Here is a 14000-nt window from a genome sequence, read left to right as displayed (position 1 = left end):
AGTGCTAATGAAAAAATACAGGCGTTTAAACACATTGTAACTTTTATTAATTTAATCTTTAGGAGATAAAATGAAAAAAATATTATGTGTTGTTTTAATATTATTTGGTGTTTTGATTTTAAGTGCTTGTTCAAAACAAGTCGAAAATCAAGATAAGATTTTAAAGGTAGGCATAGAAGCAAGTTATCCACCGTATGAATTTATGCAAGATGGAAAACTCAGTGGTTTTGATGTAGATATTATCCAGGAATTAGCAAAAAGAGCTAATTTTAAAATAGAATTTATTAATATGAGTTATGATGCTCTTATTCCAGCCTTAATGGGTAAGAAAATCGATCTTATTATTTCTTCTATGGGAATTACTCCTCAAAGAGCACAAAATGTTGATTTTAGTATTTCTTATTTTAAAGATAAAAATGTATATTTAAAACATAAAATTAGCAATTTTTCAAAAAAAGAGGATTTAAAATCAAAAAATATTTGTGTTTTACTCGGTTCTATCCAAGAAAATGCTGCAAAGCAAATCTCAAATGCAGTTGTAGTAGCTAATGAAAGTATGCTAAATTGTTTTTTAAACTTAGATGCTCAAAAAATTGATGCTGTGGTAACTGATAAAGCAAGTGCTATGAATTTTTTAAAACAGTATTCTAACGTAACTGCTTTTTATGAAGAAGATGATGGAAGTGAAGGTTTTGGTATAGCATTTAGAAAAAATGAATTTAAGGATTTAATTTCTAAAGTTAATCAACACTTAGAAGAAATGAAAAAAGATGGCACTTTAGAAAAATTTTTAGTTAAATATAATTTAAAGGATTAAAAATGAAAAAAATATTATATGTTGTTTTGGCGTTATTTGGTATATTGGCTTTAGGTGCTTGCTCAAGCGATAAAAATCAAGCTAGTGCTTCTAGTGAAAAAGTTTATAAAGTAGGTATAGCTGCAAATTATCCTCCTTTTGATTTTGTTAAAGATGCAAAAATTACCGGATTTGATGTTGATTTACTAGAAGAGATTGCAAAAAGAGAAAATTTAAAACTTGAGTGGGTAAACATGAGTTTTGATGGTTTGATCCCTGCTTTAAAAGCTGGAAAGATTGATATGATAGCTTCTGCTATGAGTTCAACACCGCAAAGACTTACTAGTATGGATTTTAGTGATACTTATTTTAATACTAAAAATTTATATTTAAAACTAAAAACAGATTCTAGTATTAGTGATAAACAAAGTTTGGAAGGTAAAAAAATAGGTGTTCAACTTGGAACCATCCAAGAAAGCGCTGCTAAGGCTATTCCAAATGCTCAAGTGGTGGCTAGCGAAGAAATGTTAGCTGCAATTTTGGCTTTAAAAGCTGGTAAAGTTGATGCAGTTTTAACAGATAAAGATATCGGTAAAGGTTATTTAAAAACTAATGAAGAGTTAGAAGCATTTTTAGAAGAAAATGATGGAAGTTCAGGGTTTTGTATAGCTTTTGATAAAGGAAAACAAACTGAGCTTGTTCAAAAAATTAATGCAGGTTTAGAAAAAGTTAAAGCTGATGGTACTTACCAAAAAATCGTAGAAAAATACGATTTACAATAATCAACTTAAAGCCTTGATACTTGCTTTCAAGGCTTTAAAAAAATACTCTATATCTTCTTTTGTGTGTGTATAATGAAAACCCACTCTTAGCCAACCTGGTTTAAATTTTAGCTCTTGATTATCTTTTAATTTTAGTAAATCATGCCCATAAGGTCCTGCGCAAGCACAGCCTGCTCTTGTTTCTATCTTATAAGTTTTGCTTAGTTTGTAAGCTAAATCAAAAGGAGAAATTCCTTCTATGTTAAAAGCAAAAATAGGCAATCTATGAGTGATATTTTTTGCATATAAGATCATTTTTGGAAAATTTGTACATTGTTTTAAAAAATACCCACAAAGCTCTTTTTCTTTTTTTTCTATATTTTTTAAACCTATTTCATTGCGTACTTTAAAAGCTAAACTTGCTCTAATAAGTTGAATAATTCCAGGTGTGCCACCTTCTTCTAAATTTTCAACCTCGCATAAGTATTGCTGAGAAGTTCTTGAAACATAGCCTACGGTTCCACCTGCAGCAAAGCTAGGAGTATTACCACATAGATTTTTTTTAATAGCAAGTAAGCCACAAGATCCTACACCACCAAGTAATTTATGAGAACTGATAAACACTGCATCGTAAAATTTAGGATTTAAGTTAGCATAAGGAGCTAAGGTGGAAATATCAAAGGCGACTACGCCATCATATTGTTTGATTAGAGTGTAGATTTTTTTATAATCACTTAAAATTCCTGTGACATTTGAAGCAGCGTTAAAGCTTGCTATGATTTGTCTGTTTTTGGATTTTTTTAACAATTTTTCCAAAAAAGCATAATCTAGCTCACCATTTTTATCTAAGGGTATGCGAACGCATTCACACAAAGCTTCTCTGAATGAAAGTTCGTTAGAGTGATGTTCATAAGGTCCTACTATAACTAAAGGTAAGGTGCTTTTATCTGTATTTTTAAAGTATTTTTCTTTAATAAGCGGGGGTATATATAGACCTAAAAGTTCTTGAAATTTTTTAATAGCAGCTGAAGATCCACTCCCGCAAGCTATAAGAGCAAAGCTATTATCTAATTCAAGGTATTTTTTTAAATTTGTTCTTGCATTTTCATAATGTTGCTGTGTGATGAAAGAATTTAAAGAGCTATCTGAATGTGTATTTGCATAAGTTGTAAGAATTTTTTTTATTTCTTTTTCTATACTTTTTAATGCTAAAGCGCTAGCTGTAAAATCAAAATAATATATGCCTTTTTTTAAAATAATATCTTGTTTTAATGTTTCAATATTCAAAAAAATCCCCCAAAAATTTGTTAAAATTATATCATACAAAATATTTAAAATAAGGATGTGGTTATAAATTTTAGTGATTTTTCAAAACGCTGTGAAACTTTGGAGCTTAAAAATATTTTTGATTTTTATAGTATTTTTGATGAGTTTGAATTTGATTTGAAATTAAGTTTATATGATAATATTTTAAATGTTTTTATTTTAAAAGCTTTTGATATTTTATCTTATTTAAATTTAGATGATAATGCTTTGAAGGCTTTGAGCGTTTTAAGTAAAAATGATAGAAAACGCTATTCTATCAATAAATCTATTCCGCATTTTCAAGCTCTAGGACTTGTTAATAAACTTTTAGAAAAAAATATTTTGACTTTGGAAAAAAGTCAAGAAAAGCCTATTGTGAAAAATAAAAGACAAAAGATTAAAAAAGAATTACGCTCATATAGCATTCAAGATAAGGTTGTTTTTAAAAATCAAGGATTGAGATTTTTCTTTTATTTTATATATCCTAATTTAAACTTAATTACGATGAAAAGATACAACGAGCTAATGGAGGTAATCCAAGAAAATTTAGAAAAATATCAAAGCTTTACTTTTGAGCTTTTGTGTAAAGAATTTTTAGCTAAAAAGCTTAAGGTAGAGCAGGTGTATAGTTTTTGGAATTATTATTGCGAGATAGATCTTTATTATAAAAAAGAAAATTTTTGTGTTTTAGGTGAGGTTAAATTTAAAGAAAGAAAAATATGTAAAAATATTTTAAATACCTTAAAAAACAAAGCAAAACAGTTGCAAATTCAACCTAATTTATATGTGCTTTTTTCAAAGAGTGGCTTTAGTAAAGAGCTTATTCTAAATAAGGAGCGTAATTTGCTTTTATATACTTTAGAAGATTTTCAATTTTTAATTAAGGATTAAGTGTGGATGAGAATATTTTAAAAAGTTTAGATTCTAGTGAAAAAGAAAATTTACAACAAGGGCTAAAAGCCTTAATAGAGCAAACCTATGTTATAGAAAATGAATATAAGCAACTTAATGAAAACTACACTGCGTTAAGACAAATGGTAAGTGATATTATAGAAGTTTTACCAATGGCTTTGTGGGTTTTAGATACTAATAAAAAGATAACACTTCAAAATAACTTAGCTAATCAACAACCAAAACTTTTAGAAAAAATTGATCTTGAAAAAACTCATTATGAGCTTGAGTTTGATCATAAATTTTATTTAATAAAAGTCACCTCTCATGCGGATAAACTTATAGTTAGCGCCACTGATATTAGCGATGAAAAAAGGAATGAAAGATTAGCCAGTATGGGTACAGTAGCAGCACACCTAGCACATGAAATACGCAATCCTATCGGTTCTATTTCTTTGTTAAGTTCTACTTTGTTTGAAAGAAGTGAGTTAAAAAATAAGCATATAGTATTAGAAATTCAAAAAGCTATTTCTAGGGTGGAGCGTATTGTAAATTCTACTTTGCTTTTTACAAAAGGAGTGCATGTTAATTTAAATGAATTTAATTTAAAAGAATTGCAAGATGAATGCGAACAAGCTATTGGAGCTTATAATTATCTAGCTAATATTGATTTTACATTTGAATTTTTAGATTTAAAAATCAACGCAGATAAATCTTTGCTTGCTTTGGTTTTGCAAAATTTGCTTTATAATGCCATAGATGCTATTGAAGAAAGTGAAAATGATGATGGTTGTATAAAAGTTAAATGTGAGCAAAAAGAAGATAAAATCTTTATCAAAGTTTATGATAACGGGGTAAGTATCAAAGATAAAAAAATGGTTTTTGAAGCTTTTAAAACAACTAAGTTAAAAGGTAATGGTCTAGGACTTTCTTTGTCAAAACAAATTATTGATGCACATAATGGAATTTTAGGTTTTGATGAAAATCCAAAATGTTTTTTTATAGAGCTTAAAATTTAAGCTCTATAAAATAAATTTTTTCTTAAAATAATAAAAAATATTTGTCCTCATAGCTCAGCTGGATAGAGCGCAGAATTCCTAATTCTGAGGCCGCAAGTTCAAACCTTGCTGGGGACACCATTTAAGGAAAAAGATGTTTCATATAGTCTTGGTTGAGCCTCGTATACCACAAAATACAGGAAGTATAGGCAGAATGTGTTTTAATGCGGGATTTACTTTACATATTATCAATCCACTTTTTAGTATCGATGAAAAGGCAGTTAAAAGAGCGGGGCTTGATTATTGGAAAAAATTAAATCCTTTATTATGGAATAATTTAGAAGATTTTTTAAAAGAATATGAAAAATTTCAAGATAGATTTTTCTTTGCGACAACTAAAACTACTCAAGCTTATTTTGACGTAAATTATCAAAAAGGCGATTTTTTGTTTTTTGGAAGTGAAAGTTTTGGCTTGCCTATGGATTTAATGCAAAAAAAATGGGAAAATGCCATTACTATACCGATGAAAGATTGTGGTAGAAGTTTAAATTTAGCTACAAGTGTAGGTATAGTGAGTTATGAGGCTTTGAGGCAAAATTTTGCCTCTTTTGAAAAATTTTAATGATTTAAAACTTGATTTAAAAATTCTTTCAATCTTTCATTTTTTGGGTTTTCAAATGCTATTTTAGGATATTCATCTACTGCTATAATGCCTTTATCCATAAAGAAAATTCGATTAGCTACATTTCTTGCAAATCCCATTTCATGCGTAACTACAAGCATGGTTAAACCTTCTTTAGCTACTTCTTTCATGATGTTTAAAACTTCACCTATCATTTCAGGATCTAAAGCTGAAGTTGGTTCATCAAATAAAATCACATCAGGATTCATCATCAATGACCTTGCTATGGCAATACGCTGTTTTTGTCCGCCTGAGAGCTTGTGAGGAAAATAGCTTTCTTTATCACTTAAGCCAACTTTTTTGAGTAGTTCTCGTGCTTTTTTTACTGCTTCGTCTTTACTCATGATTTTTGTTTGTACTGGCGCTAGACATAAATTTTCTAAAACATTTTTATTGTTAAAAAGATTAAAATGTTGAAATACCATGCTTACTTTTTGACGAATTTTATTGATATCTGCTTTTTTATCAAGTATATTCACATCATTGATATAAATATTACCACTATCTGGTGTTTCAAGTTTATTTAAACAGCGTAAAAAAGTACTTTTTCCACCTCCACTAGGCCCTATAATAGCAATAATATCACCTTTATGTACTTCAACACTAATATCTTTTAAGACTTCTAAATCTCCGTATTTTTTAATTAAATTTTCTATTTTAATCATGTTTATTTAATCTCACTTCTATAATTCTTGCGATAAGTGTTAAAATTTTAACACTTATATAATATACAAGTCCTGTAAAAATAATAGGTTTGGGGTTGTAATAGATTGCTTGTAAGCTTTTACTTTGCATGGTAATATCCATAACACTAATATAACCTACTATTGAAGTTTCTTTAAATAAAGAAATAAATTCATTCATTAAAGAAGGTAAAATGTTTTTAATTGCCTGTGGGAAGATGATTAGTCTCATAGAAGCAGAATAATTAAGTCCCATTGCTCTTGCTGCTTCCATTTGTCCTTTGTCTACGCTTTGAATTCCACTTCTTACGATTTCAGCTACATAAGCAGAGCTATTAAGTCCAAGTGCGATAATAGCTACATAAAAATTATCACTCCAAGTAGCAAAAATCACTACAGAAAAAATCAAAAGTTGTAAAAGCAGTGGGGTTCCGCGTATGATGTCTATGTATTCATCTATAATAAAATTTAAACTTTGGATTTCTAAAAATCTTAAAAATGCTAGAAAAAAACCAAACACTATTCCTATTAAAATCCCACCCACTGTTAAACCAAGTGTTGTGAAATAACTATGAACATAAGCTTTAGCTTCTATGGTATAAGCATATTCACCTGTGGCTAAACCATTTTGATCTTTGACTTGTAAAATTTCAATAGGAAATGAGAAATAAGCCCAAAAAATAATAATGGCAAAAAATACAAAAAGTTTCATCGTATTTTGTTTCAACTTGCACACCTTGATAAATTTTTAAAAATCTAAGTGTATAAAAATTAAGTTTTCTTTTTACTTAAAGGTGTTTTATGTGATGTTGTTGTTAATATTTTGAGTTAAAATTTCACATAGCTATAAAAAATAAAATAAAATTAACCTAAAATTATATTTTTTTATAACAAATTCATTTTTTTATGATAAATTTGTATTTGAAAATTTATAAAAAAGGAGATAAATATGGATTTAATATCCCAATTTGTTGCCTTTGTGAATAATCAGTATTATTCTATTTTAGTAATTTTACTTATTGTCACGGGGTTTTATTATAGTTATTTGACTGGTTTTGTGCAATTTCGAATGCTTCCTTATGTGTTTGATATCTTAACAGAAAAGCAAGAAAAGCATGAAAAACACCATATTACTCCTTTTCAAGCTTTGATGATTTCAACAGCTTCAAGAGTTGGTATAGGAAATATCGCAGGTATCGCAGTAGCGGTTGTTTTGGGTGGACCAGGTGCTTTATTTTGGATGTGGGCTATGGCGTTTTTTGGTGGTGCCTCAGCTTTTGCAGAAAGTACTTTAGCACAAGTTTACAAAAGCCGTGATGGTAAAAGTTTTAAAGGTGGTCCTGCTTATTATATTAGCAAAGCCTTAAATTTAAAATGGCTTGGAGCTGTTTTTGCGGTGATTTTGATCATCACTTATGCTTATGGATTTAATGGTCTTCAAAGCCAAACTATGACTTCAGCATTTGAGTTTTACTATAAAGGTATGGTTGATGCTAGCGAAGTGAGTTTTGCTCAAAGTTGGTGGCCTATTGTAATAGGAGCAATTTTAGCTGTTTTTGCTGCTTATATGTTTTTTGGTGATCATACTAAAATAGGTAAAGTAAGTTCGGTTATCGTTCCTATTATGGCGATGATTTATGTGGGTTTATCTATCATAGCAATGTTTATGAATTTTGATAAAATTCCTGAAGTGTTTTCTATGATTTTTAAAAGTGCTTTTGATTTTGAAGCTATTTTTGGTGGATTTGCAGGTTCTGCTTTGGTTATAGGCATAAAAAGAGGATTGTTTTCTAATGAAGCGGGTATGGGTTCAGCGCCAAATGCAGCAGCTTCAGCTCTTACAACTCATCCTGCAAAACAAGGGGTTATTCAGGCATTTTCTGTATTAATTGATGTGATTATTTGTACAAGTTCAGGATTTTTAGTGTTGTTTTCACTTGCTTATGCAAATAATATCGGCGTAGATGGTAAGCCTATTTTAACAGCACTGCCTTTGGTGCAAGAATCCATGAAAGAATATTATGGAAATTTAGGTGTGCATTTTACTACTGTTAGTATAGTTTTATTTGCTATTACTTCTTTGATAGGAAATTATTATTATGCTCAAGCAAATATTAAATACCTCACTCAAAATCCTATTATTATCAATCTTTTTAAAGCAAGCGCTGTGCTTATGATTTTTATTGGTGCAAATATGGATTTAAAATTTGCGTGGGATTTAGCTGATACTACCATGGCGTTTATGGCTACGATTAATATCATTTCTATTTTATTACTTGGTGGTATAGTGAAAAAGGTATTAAAAGACTTTAGCGAGCAAAAAAGACAAGGCAGAGATCCGGTATTTAGTGCTTCAAAACTTGGTATTAAAAACGCAGAGTGTTGGGACTAATGATAGATTATATTATTATTGCTTTGTTTGTAGCTTTTATGGTTTTTCTTGTGTTTGGCTTTAACCGCCAAATGCAAGAAAAAGCTAAAGAAAGAGAAGAAAAACTAAAAACAAAGAAAGATTTTAAAAAAAATAGGTAAAATACACTAAAAATTTTTAAAAAAGAGTGTAAAATGAAATTGTTAATAGAAATAGGCACAGAAGAACTTCCTGCTATTCCTTTATTAAAAGAGCTTCCAAATATTACTAAAAAATGGGAAAAGATTTTACAAGAGTATCATTTAGAATCTGAATTTAAATTTTTCTATACTCCTAGAAGATTAGTTTTTATTCATGAAAATTTTAAAGAAAAACAAGATGATTCTTTTGTGGAATTTATAGGTGCACCTAGGGCGATAGCTTATAAAGATGGAAAGCTTACTCAAGCAGGGCTTAGTTTTTTAGAAAAAAGTGGTTTAAAAGAAGAAGAGCTTGAATTTAAAGAAATTAAAGGCAAAGAAGTCTTGTATTGTCAAAAACAAGTGCAAGGCTTACAAAGTAAAGCAGTTTTAGCTCAAATGATTGAAGCTTTCTTAAAAAGCTTGAGCTTTGGTAAAACTATGAGATGGGGCGATGGTAGTTTTGAATTTATTAGAGCTATTCGCTCGCTTTGTTGTATTTTAAATGATGAGTTGATTGAGTTTGAAAGCTATGGTGTTAAAAGTGCAAAAAGTACTTTTGTACATAGAAGTGTTAGTTATGATTTGATAGCTTTTGCGAATATTGATGAGTATTTTAAAACTTTAGAGCAAAATTATATTATTTTAGATCAAGAACAAAGAAAAAAGCTTATTATCGAACAGTTAAAGACACTTGAAAAAGAAAATGATATTACGATTGCAGAAGATGATGAGCTTTTAGCTGAAGTTGTAGCTATCACAGAGTATCCAAAAGCATTATTAGGGCATTTTGAAAAAGAGTATTTAGAAATCCCAAGTGAGGTAATCATCACTTCTATGAGAGAAAACCAACGCTATTTTGCAGTATTTAAAAATAATACTTTAAGCAATCATTTTATTGTAGTTTCTAATGCAGTTTGTAAAGATTATTCTAAAATCATTAATGGAAATGAAAGGGTTTTAAGGGCAAGATTAAGTGATGCGATGTTTTTTTGGAAAAATGACTTAGCACAGGGCTTAAATAATGATAAAATAAGCCAAATGGTCTATCTTGAAGGACTTGGAACCTTAAAAGATAAAATCATTAGAGAACAAAAAATCGCTGTTAAGCTTTGTGAGATTTTTGCTAATACCCAAAAAGATGAAATTTTAAAAGCTATAGAATACTCAAAAGCTGATCTAAGTACTCAAATGGTGTATGAATTTACTGATCTTCAAGGTATTATGGGATCTTATTATGCTAAGGCTATGGGTATGAGCGATGAGCTTGCTTTGGCGATTAAAGAGCAATACTTTCCAAATGGCGATAATTCAGCTATGCCAAGTAATGAATTTAGCTCTATTGTAGCTTTAGCTTATAAGTTTGATACACTTATGGGGCTTTTTTCAATGGGGAAAATCCCAAGTGGCGCAAAAGATCCTTATGCTTTAAGAAGAGCAGCAAATGGTGTTTTAAAAATTATCCTAGCTTTAAATAAAAATTTTGATCTTAAGATGTTTTTAGAAGCAATAGCTGGTGAGTATAAAAGTTTTGATTTGAAAATTTTATTAGATTTTATCTTAGAGCGTTTATATACTTTTTATGAAGTAAATGCTTCTTTTGTTAAAGCTGTGCTTAGCTCTAAAACTTATGATGTTATTTATATTGATTCTTGTATGAAAGCTTTGATTCAAAGCGCAAATAAGGCAGATTTTAGTCAAAATTTTGCTACTTTTAAGCGTTTAGCAAATATTGCAATATTGAGTGAAGCTCAAGTTAATGAAAATTTGTTTAACACTCAAGAGGAAAAAGATTTATACCAAGTTTTTATGCAGTGCAAAATAAAAGAAAACAACACCCAAGAGCTTCTAGAAAGCCTTTTTGCACTCAAACCGCAAATTGATGCTTTTTTTGATAAAGTAATGATTAATGACAAAGATGAAAATATCAAAAATAATCGTCAAGCTTTGGTGTGTGCAATCTATCGTGAGTTTTTAAAAATAGCTGATATTAAAGAGCTTAGTGTATGAGAAGAATTCTTTCTTTTCTATGTTTTTTGATTTTTACTTTAGAAGCTAGAGAGATTGAGCTTGTAAAAGGTCAAGTAGTTTTTTTAGAATTTGATAAAAGTAATTTTTTACAAATTAGCTCAAATTCTAAAAAACTTCCTTTTTTTGAGTATAAAAATAAAGTTATTGTTAGTGTAGCTATGCCTTATAAAAACCCCAAAGATAGAAAATTAATAGCTGATTTTAAAGATAATTCCAAAGAGGAAATTAATATAAAATTGAGCGAAGGAAATTATAAAAAAGAATTTTTAAAAGTTAGTGCTTCTAAGGTCAATCCACCTAAAGAAACACTTGATCGCATTAGCAAAGAATATCAAGAAGCTATTAAGGTTTATAATACTTATACTAATATGGCTTTATTTGAAGGCAATTTTACATACCCTTTAGAAAGTAAAATTACAAGTGCTTTTGGAAAAGCAAGATTGTTTAATGATACTCTTAAAAGTTATCATAGCGGAACTGATTTTAGAGCAGCAAGTGGGACAAAAATTTATGCAAGTAATGATGGTATTGTAAGGATTGCTTCAAATCGTTACTATGCGGGAAATTCAGTGGTGATTGACCATGGATATGGGATTTATTCTCAGTATTATCATCTATCAAAACTAAATGTAAAAGTAGGACAAAAGGTAAAAAAAGGCGAGCTTATAGGTTTGAGTGGAGCTAGCGGTAGGGTTACAGGGCCACATTTGCATTTTGGAATTTTAGTTAATGGTGTGCAAGTTGACCCACTTGATTTTATAGCTAAATTTAATGCTTTATAATGATAGTTTTTAGTGAGTTTTTTCAAAATTGGATTGATAAATATTACTCCCAAGCTGTGAGTGTTGGCAAAAACGGAGATTTTTATACCGCAGTTAGTGTGGGAAATCTTTTTGGTGTGCTCTTAGCTAAGCATTTTTTAAAACTTATAGATGATAAAAAATTAACTTTACCGGTTGAAGTTGTAGAAATAGGAGCAAATGAAGGGCATTTAATGCTTGATTTCATACAAGCTTTATACACTCTTAGAGCTGATGTTTTAGAGCAGATTGAATGTTTTATTATAGAGCCGCATGAAAAGTTAAGATGTGTTCAAAAAAAACTTTTTGATGAGTATGATTTAGACGTGAAAATTTATAATTCTTTAGAAGAATATCATTTTAAAAATGCCTTTTTTTATGCTAATGAATTATTTGATTGTTTTACATGTGAACTTATAAAAGACAAAACAATGGCATATGTTGGTGATGATTTAAACATTGTTTTTAAGCCTATGAGTGAAGATCTTTTAAAAGAATGTGAAAAATATGCTATCACTAATAGTGAGCTTTGTATCTCTTATAAACCTTTTTTATCCAAATTAAAACAAACTTGTGAAAAACTAACTTTTGCATGTTTTGATTATGCAAAAAAAGAAGAAAAAATTAGTATTAGAATGTATAAAAATCACCAAGTGTATAATCTTTTTGAAGAGAATTTAAAAGATTTTTTTGCTAAAAGTGATATTACATATAATGTAAATTTTGATCATTTTTTACAAGTTTTAAAAGAAGAGGGCTTTGAGGTGTTAGAATATAAAAATCAAAATCAAGCCTTAATTGACTTTGGTTTGGAAGAAATTATCGAACACGCTAAAAATACTAACCCTCAAATTTATAAAAACTTTATCAATCAAAGTAAAAATTTGATGTTTAACTTTGGCGATAAGTTTAAGTTTTTAGAATTTAAGATTTAAAATCACTGCTTGTAATATCAAGCCCAAAACCTTTTAAACCTATAAATTCTTTATCGGTATTTTGACTTAGAAGTTTGATTTTTGAAATTTTTAAATACCTTAAAATTTGCGCTCCTATGCCGTAATTTTTATATTGTGTGTTTTCTTGTTTTTCATTTTTCATGAAAATGATTACACCACCTTTTTGGCTTAAAAACTCAACTTGCTTTAATAATTCATTGAATTTATTAGAAGTTAGAAGTTCAAAGTCGCTTCCACTAAGATAAAATTTAACATTCTCACATTCTTTTAAAGCACCAAAACTAAAAGCTATATGTTCGTTTTTATTATGATCTTTAAAAGTCATTTTTTTAGCTTTAAAACCCGCTAAAATACTGTCTTCTTCTTTGATTAAAGAAATCAAACTTTCATTTTTTAAACGATACTCGATTAAATCTGAAATAGTAATCATATTAATATCGTGTTTTTTGCAAAACTCAAGCAAATCACTTCTTCTGGCCATATCTCCATTATCTTTAACAATCTCACATATCACACATGCTTCTTTTAATCCTGCCAAGCGACATAAATCCACCGTGCCTTCTGTGTGACCTGTTCTTTCTAAAACCCCACCTTTTTTTGCTATCAAAGGATTAATATGGCCAGGACGCACAAAATCACTTGCCTTTGCATTATCATCAGCAAAAATTTGTATAGTCATATCCCTTTCACAAGCACTTACTCCTGTTGTTGCATTTTTTGCATCGACAGTGATGGTAAAAGCTGTTTCGTGATTTGATGTATTTTTAGGCACCATTAAAGGTAGTTCAAATTTTTTAGCCAAATTCTCACTCAATGCTACACACACCACACCTCTTGCATGAGTAATGGCAAAATTTACTTTTTCTTGTGAGCTAAATTGTGCAGGGAAAATCAAATCTCCCTCATTTTCTCTATCTTCTGCATCTACCATAACTAGCATTTTGCCATATTGAAGTTCTTTTATAGCTTGTTCTACACTAACATATCCCACTATCAATCTCCTTTTTTCTATTTTTTAAGAAATTATATAATATTTTTCTTGACATTATGTAAAAAATAATATATAATACCACTTTTAATTTAAAAATTACTTCATTTATTGGGGTATCGCCAAGCGGTAAGGCAACAGGTTTTGGTCCTGTCATTCAGGGGTTCGAATCCCTTTACCCCATCCACTTTATATGATGCCGCGAAGTAGAGCAGTGGTTAGCTCGTCGGGCTCATAACCCGAAGGTCGGGAGTTCAAATCTCCCCTTCGCAACCAATTTCCTAATAAAATTTTTCAAAGAATTTAAATTAATTATAGAGTTAAATAAAAACTTGTTAATCTTGCTTTTAATGATTTTCATTAGTCTCTTGGGTATTTTTAATACTTTAATTAAACATATAAGAAATTTGAAATTATGTGCTTTTTGGTTTTAACGCAAAACACATAAAAAATAATCAAAATAAGAATGTAATTTAAAAAGAGTTTTAACCAAAATAAAAATATGAGATTAAATAAAATGGTGGATTTAGCAGGTATGTGATTTGTTAATCAAACACCA

14 protein-coding genes and 3 tRNA genes are annotated in these 14000 nt (G+C 29.3%); 13 read left to right on the top strand and 4 right to left on the bottom strand.

The window, feature by feature from the left end; all coding sequences use genetic code 11:
* Positions 1-70 precede the first annotated feature (70 nt).
* Complete coding sequence (locus L8V79_RS05275; protein WP_263663956.1) at positions 71-817, top strand: transporter substrate-binding domain-containing protein; 747 nt, start codon at positions 71-73, stop codon at positions 815-817.
* Between the two features lie 2 nt (positions 818-819).
* A complete protein-coding gene (locus tag L8V79_RS05270; RefSeq protein WP_263663955.1) occupies positions 820-1578 on the top strand; it encodes a basic amino acid ABC transporter substrate-binding protein in 759 nt (252 codons plus the stop codon).
* Here L8V79_RS05270 and L8V79_RS05265 read toward each other — a convergent pair whose 3' ends face one another.
* Positions 1579-2844 (bottom strand): aminotransferase class V-fold PLP-dependent enzyme, encoded by a 1266-nt coding sequence (locus L8V79_RS05265; protein WP_263682992.1) that lies wholly within the window; start codon positions 2842-2844, stop codon positions 1579-1581.
* A gap of 57 nt (positions 2845-2901) precedes the next feature.
* Between L8V79_RS05265 and L8V79_RS05260 the strand changes: the two genes are divergently transcribed.
* From L8V79_RS05260 to L8V79_RS05245, 4 genes are all read left to right on the top strand, one after another.
* Positions 2902-3753, top strand: a complete 852-nt coding sequence (locus tag L8V79_RS05260) for a DUF234 domain-containing protein (protein ID WP_263663953.1) — start codon at positions 2902-2904, stop codon at positions 3751-3753.
* A 2-nt stretch (positions 3754-3755) separates the two neighbouring features.
* Complete coding sequence (locus tag L8V79_RS05255; RefSeq protein WP_263702777.1) at positions 3756-4772, top strand: sensor histidine kinase; 1017 nt, start codon at positions 3756-3758, stop codon at positions 4770-4772.
* 43 nt (positions 4773-4815) lie between these two features.
* A tRNA-Arg gene (locus L8V79_RS05250) sits at positions 4816-4892 on the top strand.
* 13 nt (positions 4893-4905) lie between these two features.
* Complete coding sequence (locus L8V79_RS05245; protein WP_263678963.1) at positions 4906-5373, top strand: tRNA (cytidine(34)-2'-O)-methyltransferase; 468 nt, start codon at positions 4906-4908, stop codon at positions 5371-5373.
* Here the strand turns inward: L8V79_RS05245 and L8V79_RS05240 are convergent.
* Together L8V79_RS05240 and L8V79_RS05235 are read right to left on the bottom strand one after the other, a co-directional pair.
* Positions 5370-6098 (bottom strand): amino acid ABC transporter ATP-binding protein, encoded by a 729-nt coding sequence (locus L8V79_RS05240; RefSeq protein WP_263702776.1) that lies wholly within the window; start codon positions 6096-6098, stop codon positions 5370-5372. The genes L8V79_RS05245 and L8V79_RS05240 overlap by 4 nt on opposite strands.
* On the bottom strand, positions 6091-6843 hold the full coding sequence (locus L8V79_RS05235) for an amino acid ABC transporter permease (protein ID WP_263682985.1): 753 nt from the start codon (positions 6841-6843) through the stop codon (positions 6091-6093). The genes L8V79_RS05240 and L8V79_RS05235 overlap by 8 nt, the downstream gene beginning before the upstream one ends.
* A 222-nt stretch (positions 6844-7065) precedes the next feature.
* Between L8V79_RS05235 and L8V79_RS05230 the strand changes: the two genes are divergently transcribed.
* From L8V79_RS05230 to L8V79_RS05210, 5 genes are read left to right on the top strand one after another with little or no spacing between them, the layout of a single operon-like run.
* A complete protein-coding gene (locus L8V79_RS05230) occupies positions 7066-8508 on the top strand; it encodes an alanine/glycine:cation symporter family protein (protein WP_214100050.1) in 1443 nt (480 codons plus the stop codon).
* Entirely contained in the window at positions 8508-8648 is a 141-nt protein-coding gene (locus L8V79_RS05225; RefSeq protein WP_263702775.1) for a hypothetical protein, read from the top strand. Before L8V79_RS05230 ends, L8V79_RS05225 begins: the two co-directional genes overlap by 1 nt.
* A gap of 33 nt (positions 8649-8681) precedes the next feature.
* Entirely contained in the window at positions 8682-10676 is a 1995-nt protein-coding gene (gene glyS, locus L8V79_RS05220; protein WP_263702774.1) for a glycine--tRNA ligase subunit beta, read from the top strand.
* A complete protein-coding gene (locus L8V79_RS05215) occupies positions 10673-11479 on the top strand; it encodes a M23 family metallopeptidase (RefSeq protein ID WP_263702773.1) in 807 nt (268 codons plus the stop codon). The genes glyS and L8V79_RS05215 overlap by 4 nt, the downstream gene beginning before the upstream one ends.
* 2 nt (positions 11480-11481) lie before the next feature.
* Positions 11482-12432 (top strand): SAM-dependent methyltransferase, encoded by a 951-nt coding sequence (locus L8V79_RS05210; RefSeq protein ID WP_318529464.1) that lies wholly within the window; start codon positions 11482-11484, stop codon positions 12430-12432.
* Here L8V79_RS05210 and L8V79_RS05205 read toward each other — a convergent pair.
* Positions 12422-13444 carry a bifunctional 3,4-dihydroxy-2-butanone 4-phosphate synthase/GTP cyclohydrolase II gene (locus tag L8V79_RS05205; RefSeq protein ID WP_263702771.1) on the bottom strand — a complete coding sequence of 341 codons (1023 nt, stop codon included), beginning with the start codon at positions 13442-13444 and terminating at the stop codon, positions 12422-12424. The genes L8V79_RS05210 and L8V79_RS05205 overlap by 11 nt on opposite strands.
* Positions 13445-13553: 109 nt before the next feature.
* On the opposite strand from L8V79_RS05205, the gene L8V79_RS05200 reads away from it, so the two are divergent.
* Positions 13554-13628 (top strand) — tRNA-Gln (locus tag L8V79_RS05200).
* Positions 13629-13641: 13 nt separating this feature from the next.
* Positions 13642-13717: transfer RNA gene (locus L8V79_RS05195), tRNA-Met, on the top strand.
* Positions 13718-14000: the final 283 nt, after the last annotated feature.

The sequence above is a fragment of the Campylobacter sp. IFREMER_LSEM_CL2194 genome (genome assembly GCF_025771685.1).
Lineage (GTDB): Bacteria > Campylobacterota > Campylobacteria > Campylobacterales > Campylobacteraceae > Campylobacter_D.
The sequence above is the reverse complement of the archived record's forward strand: the minus strand, read 5'-3'. Positions and strand labels throughout refer to the sequence as shown.

Coding starts and splice junctions, on each gene's coding strand:
- L8V79_RS05275 (WP_263663956.1), top strand. CDS start 71: ATGAAAAAAATATTATGTGTTGTTTTAATATTATTTGGTGTTTTGATT.
- L8V79_RS05270 (WP_263663955.1), top strand. CDS start 820: ATGAAAAAAATATTATATGTTGTTTTGGCGTTATTTGGTATATTGGCT.
- L8V79_RS05245 (WP_263678963.1), top strand. CDS start 4,906: ATGTTTCATATAGTCTTGGTTGAGCCTCGTATACCACAAAATACAGGA.
- L8V79_RS05240 (WP_263702776.1), bottom strand. CDS start 6,098: ATGATTAAAATAGAAAATTTAATTAAAAAATACGGAGATTTAGAAGTC.
- L8V79_RS05230 (WP_214100050.1), top strand. CDS start 7,066: ATGGATTTAATATCCCAATTTGTTGCCTTTGTGAATAATCAGTATTAT.
- L8V79_RS05225 (WP_263702775.1), top strand. CDS start 8,508: ATGATAGATTATATTATTATTGCTTTGTTTGTAGCTTTTATGGTTTTT.
- glyS (WP_263702774.1), top strand. CDS start 8,682: ATGAAATTGTTAATAGAAATAGGCACAGAAGAACTTCCTGCTATTCCT.
- L8V79_RS05215 (WP_263702773.1), top strand. CDS start 10,673: ATGAGAAGAATTCTTTCTTTTCTATGTTTTTTGATTTTTACTTTAGAA.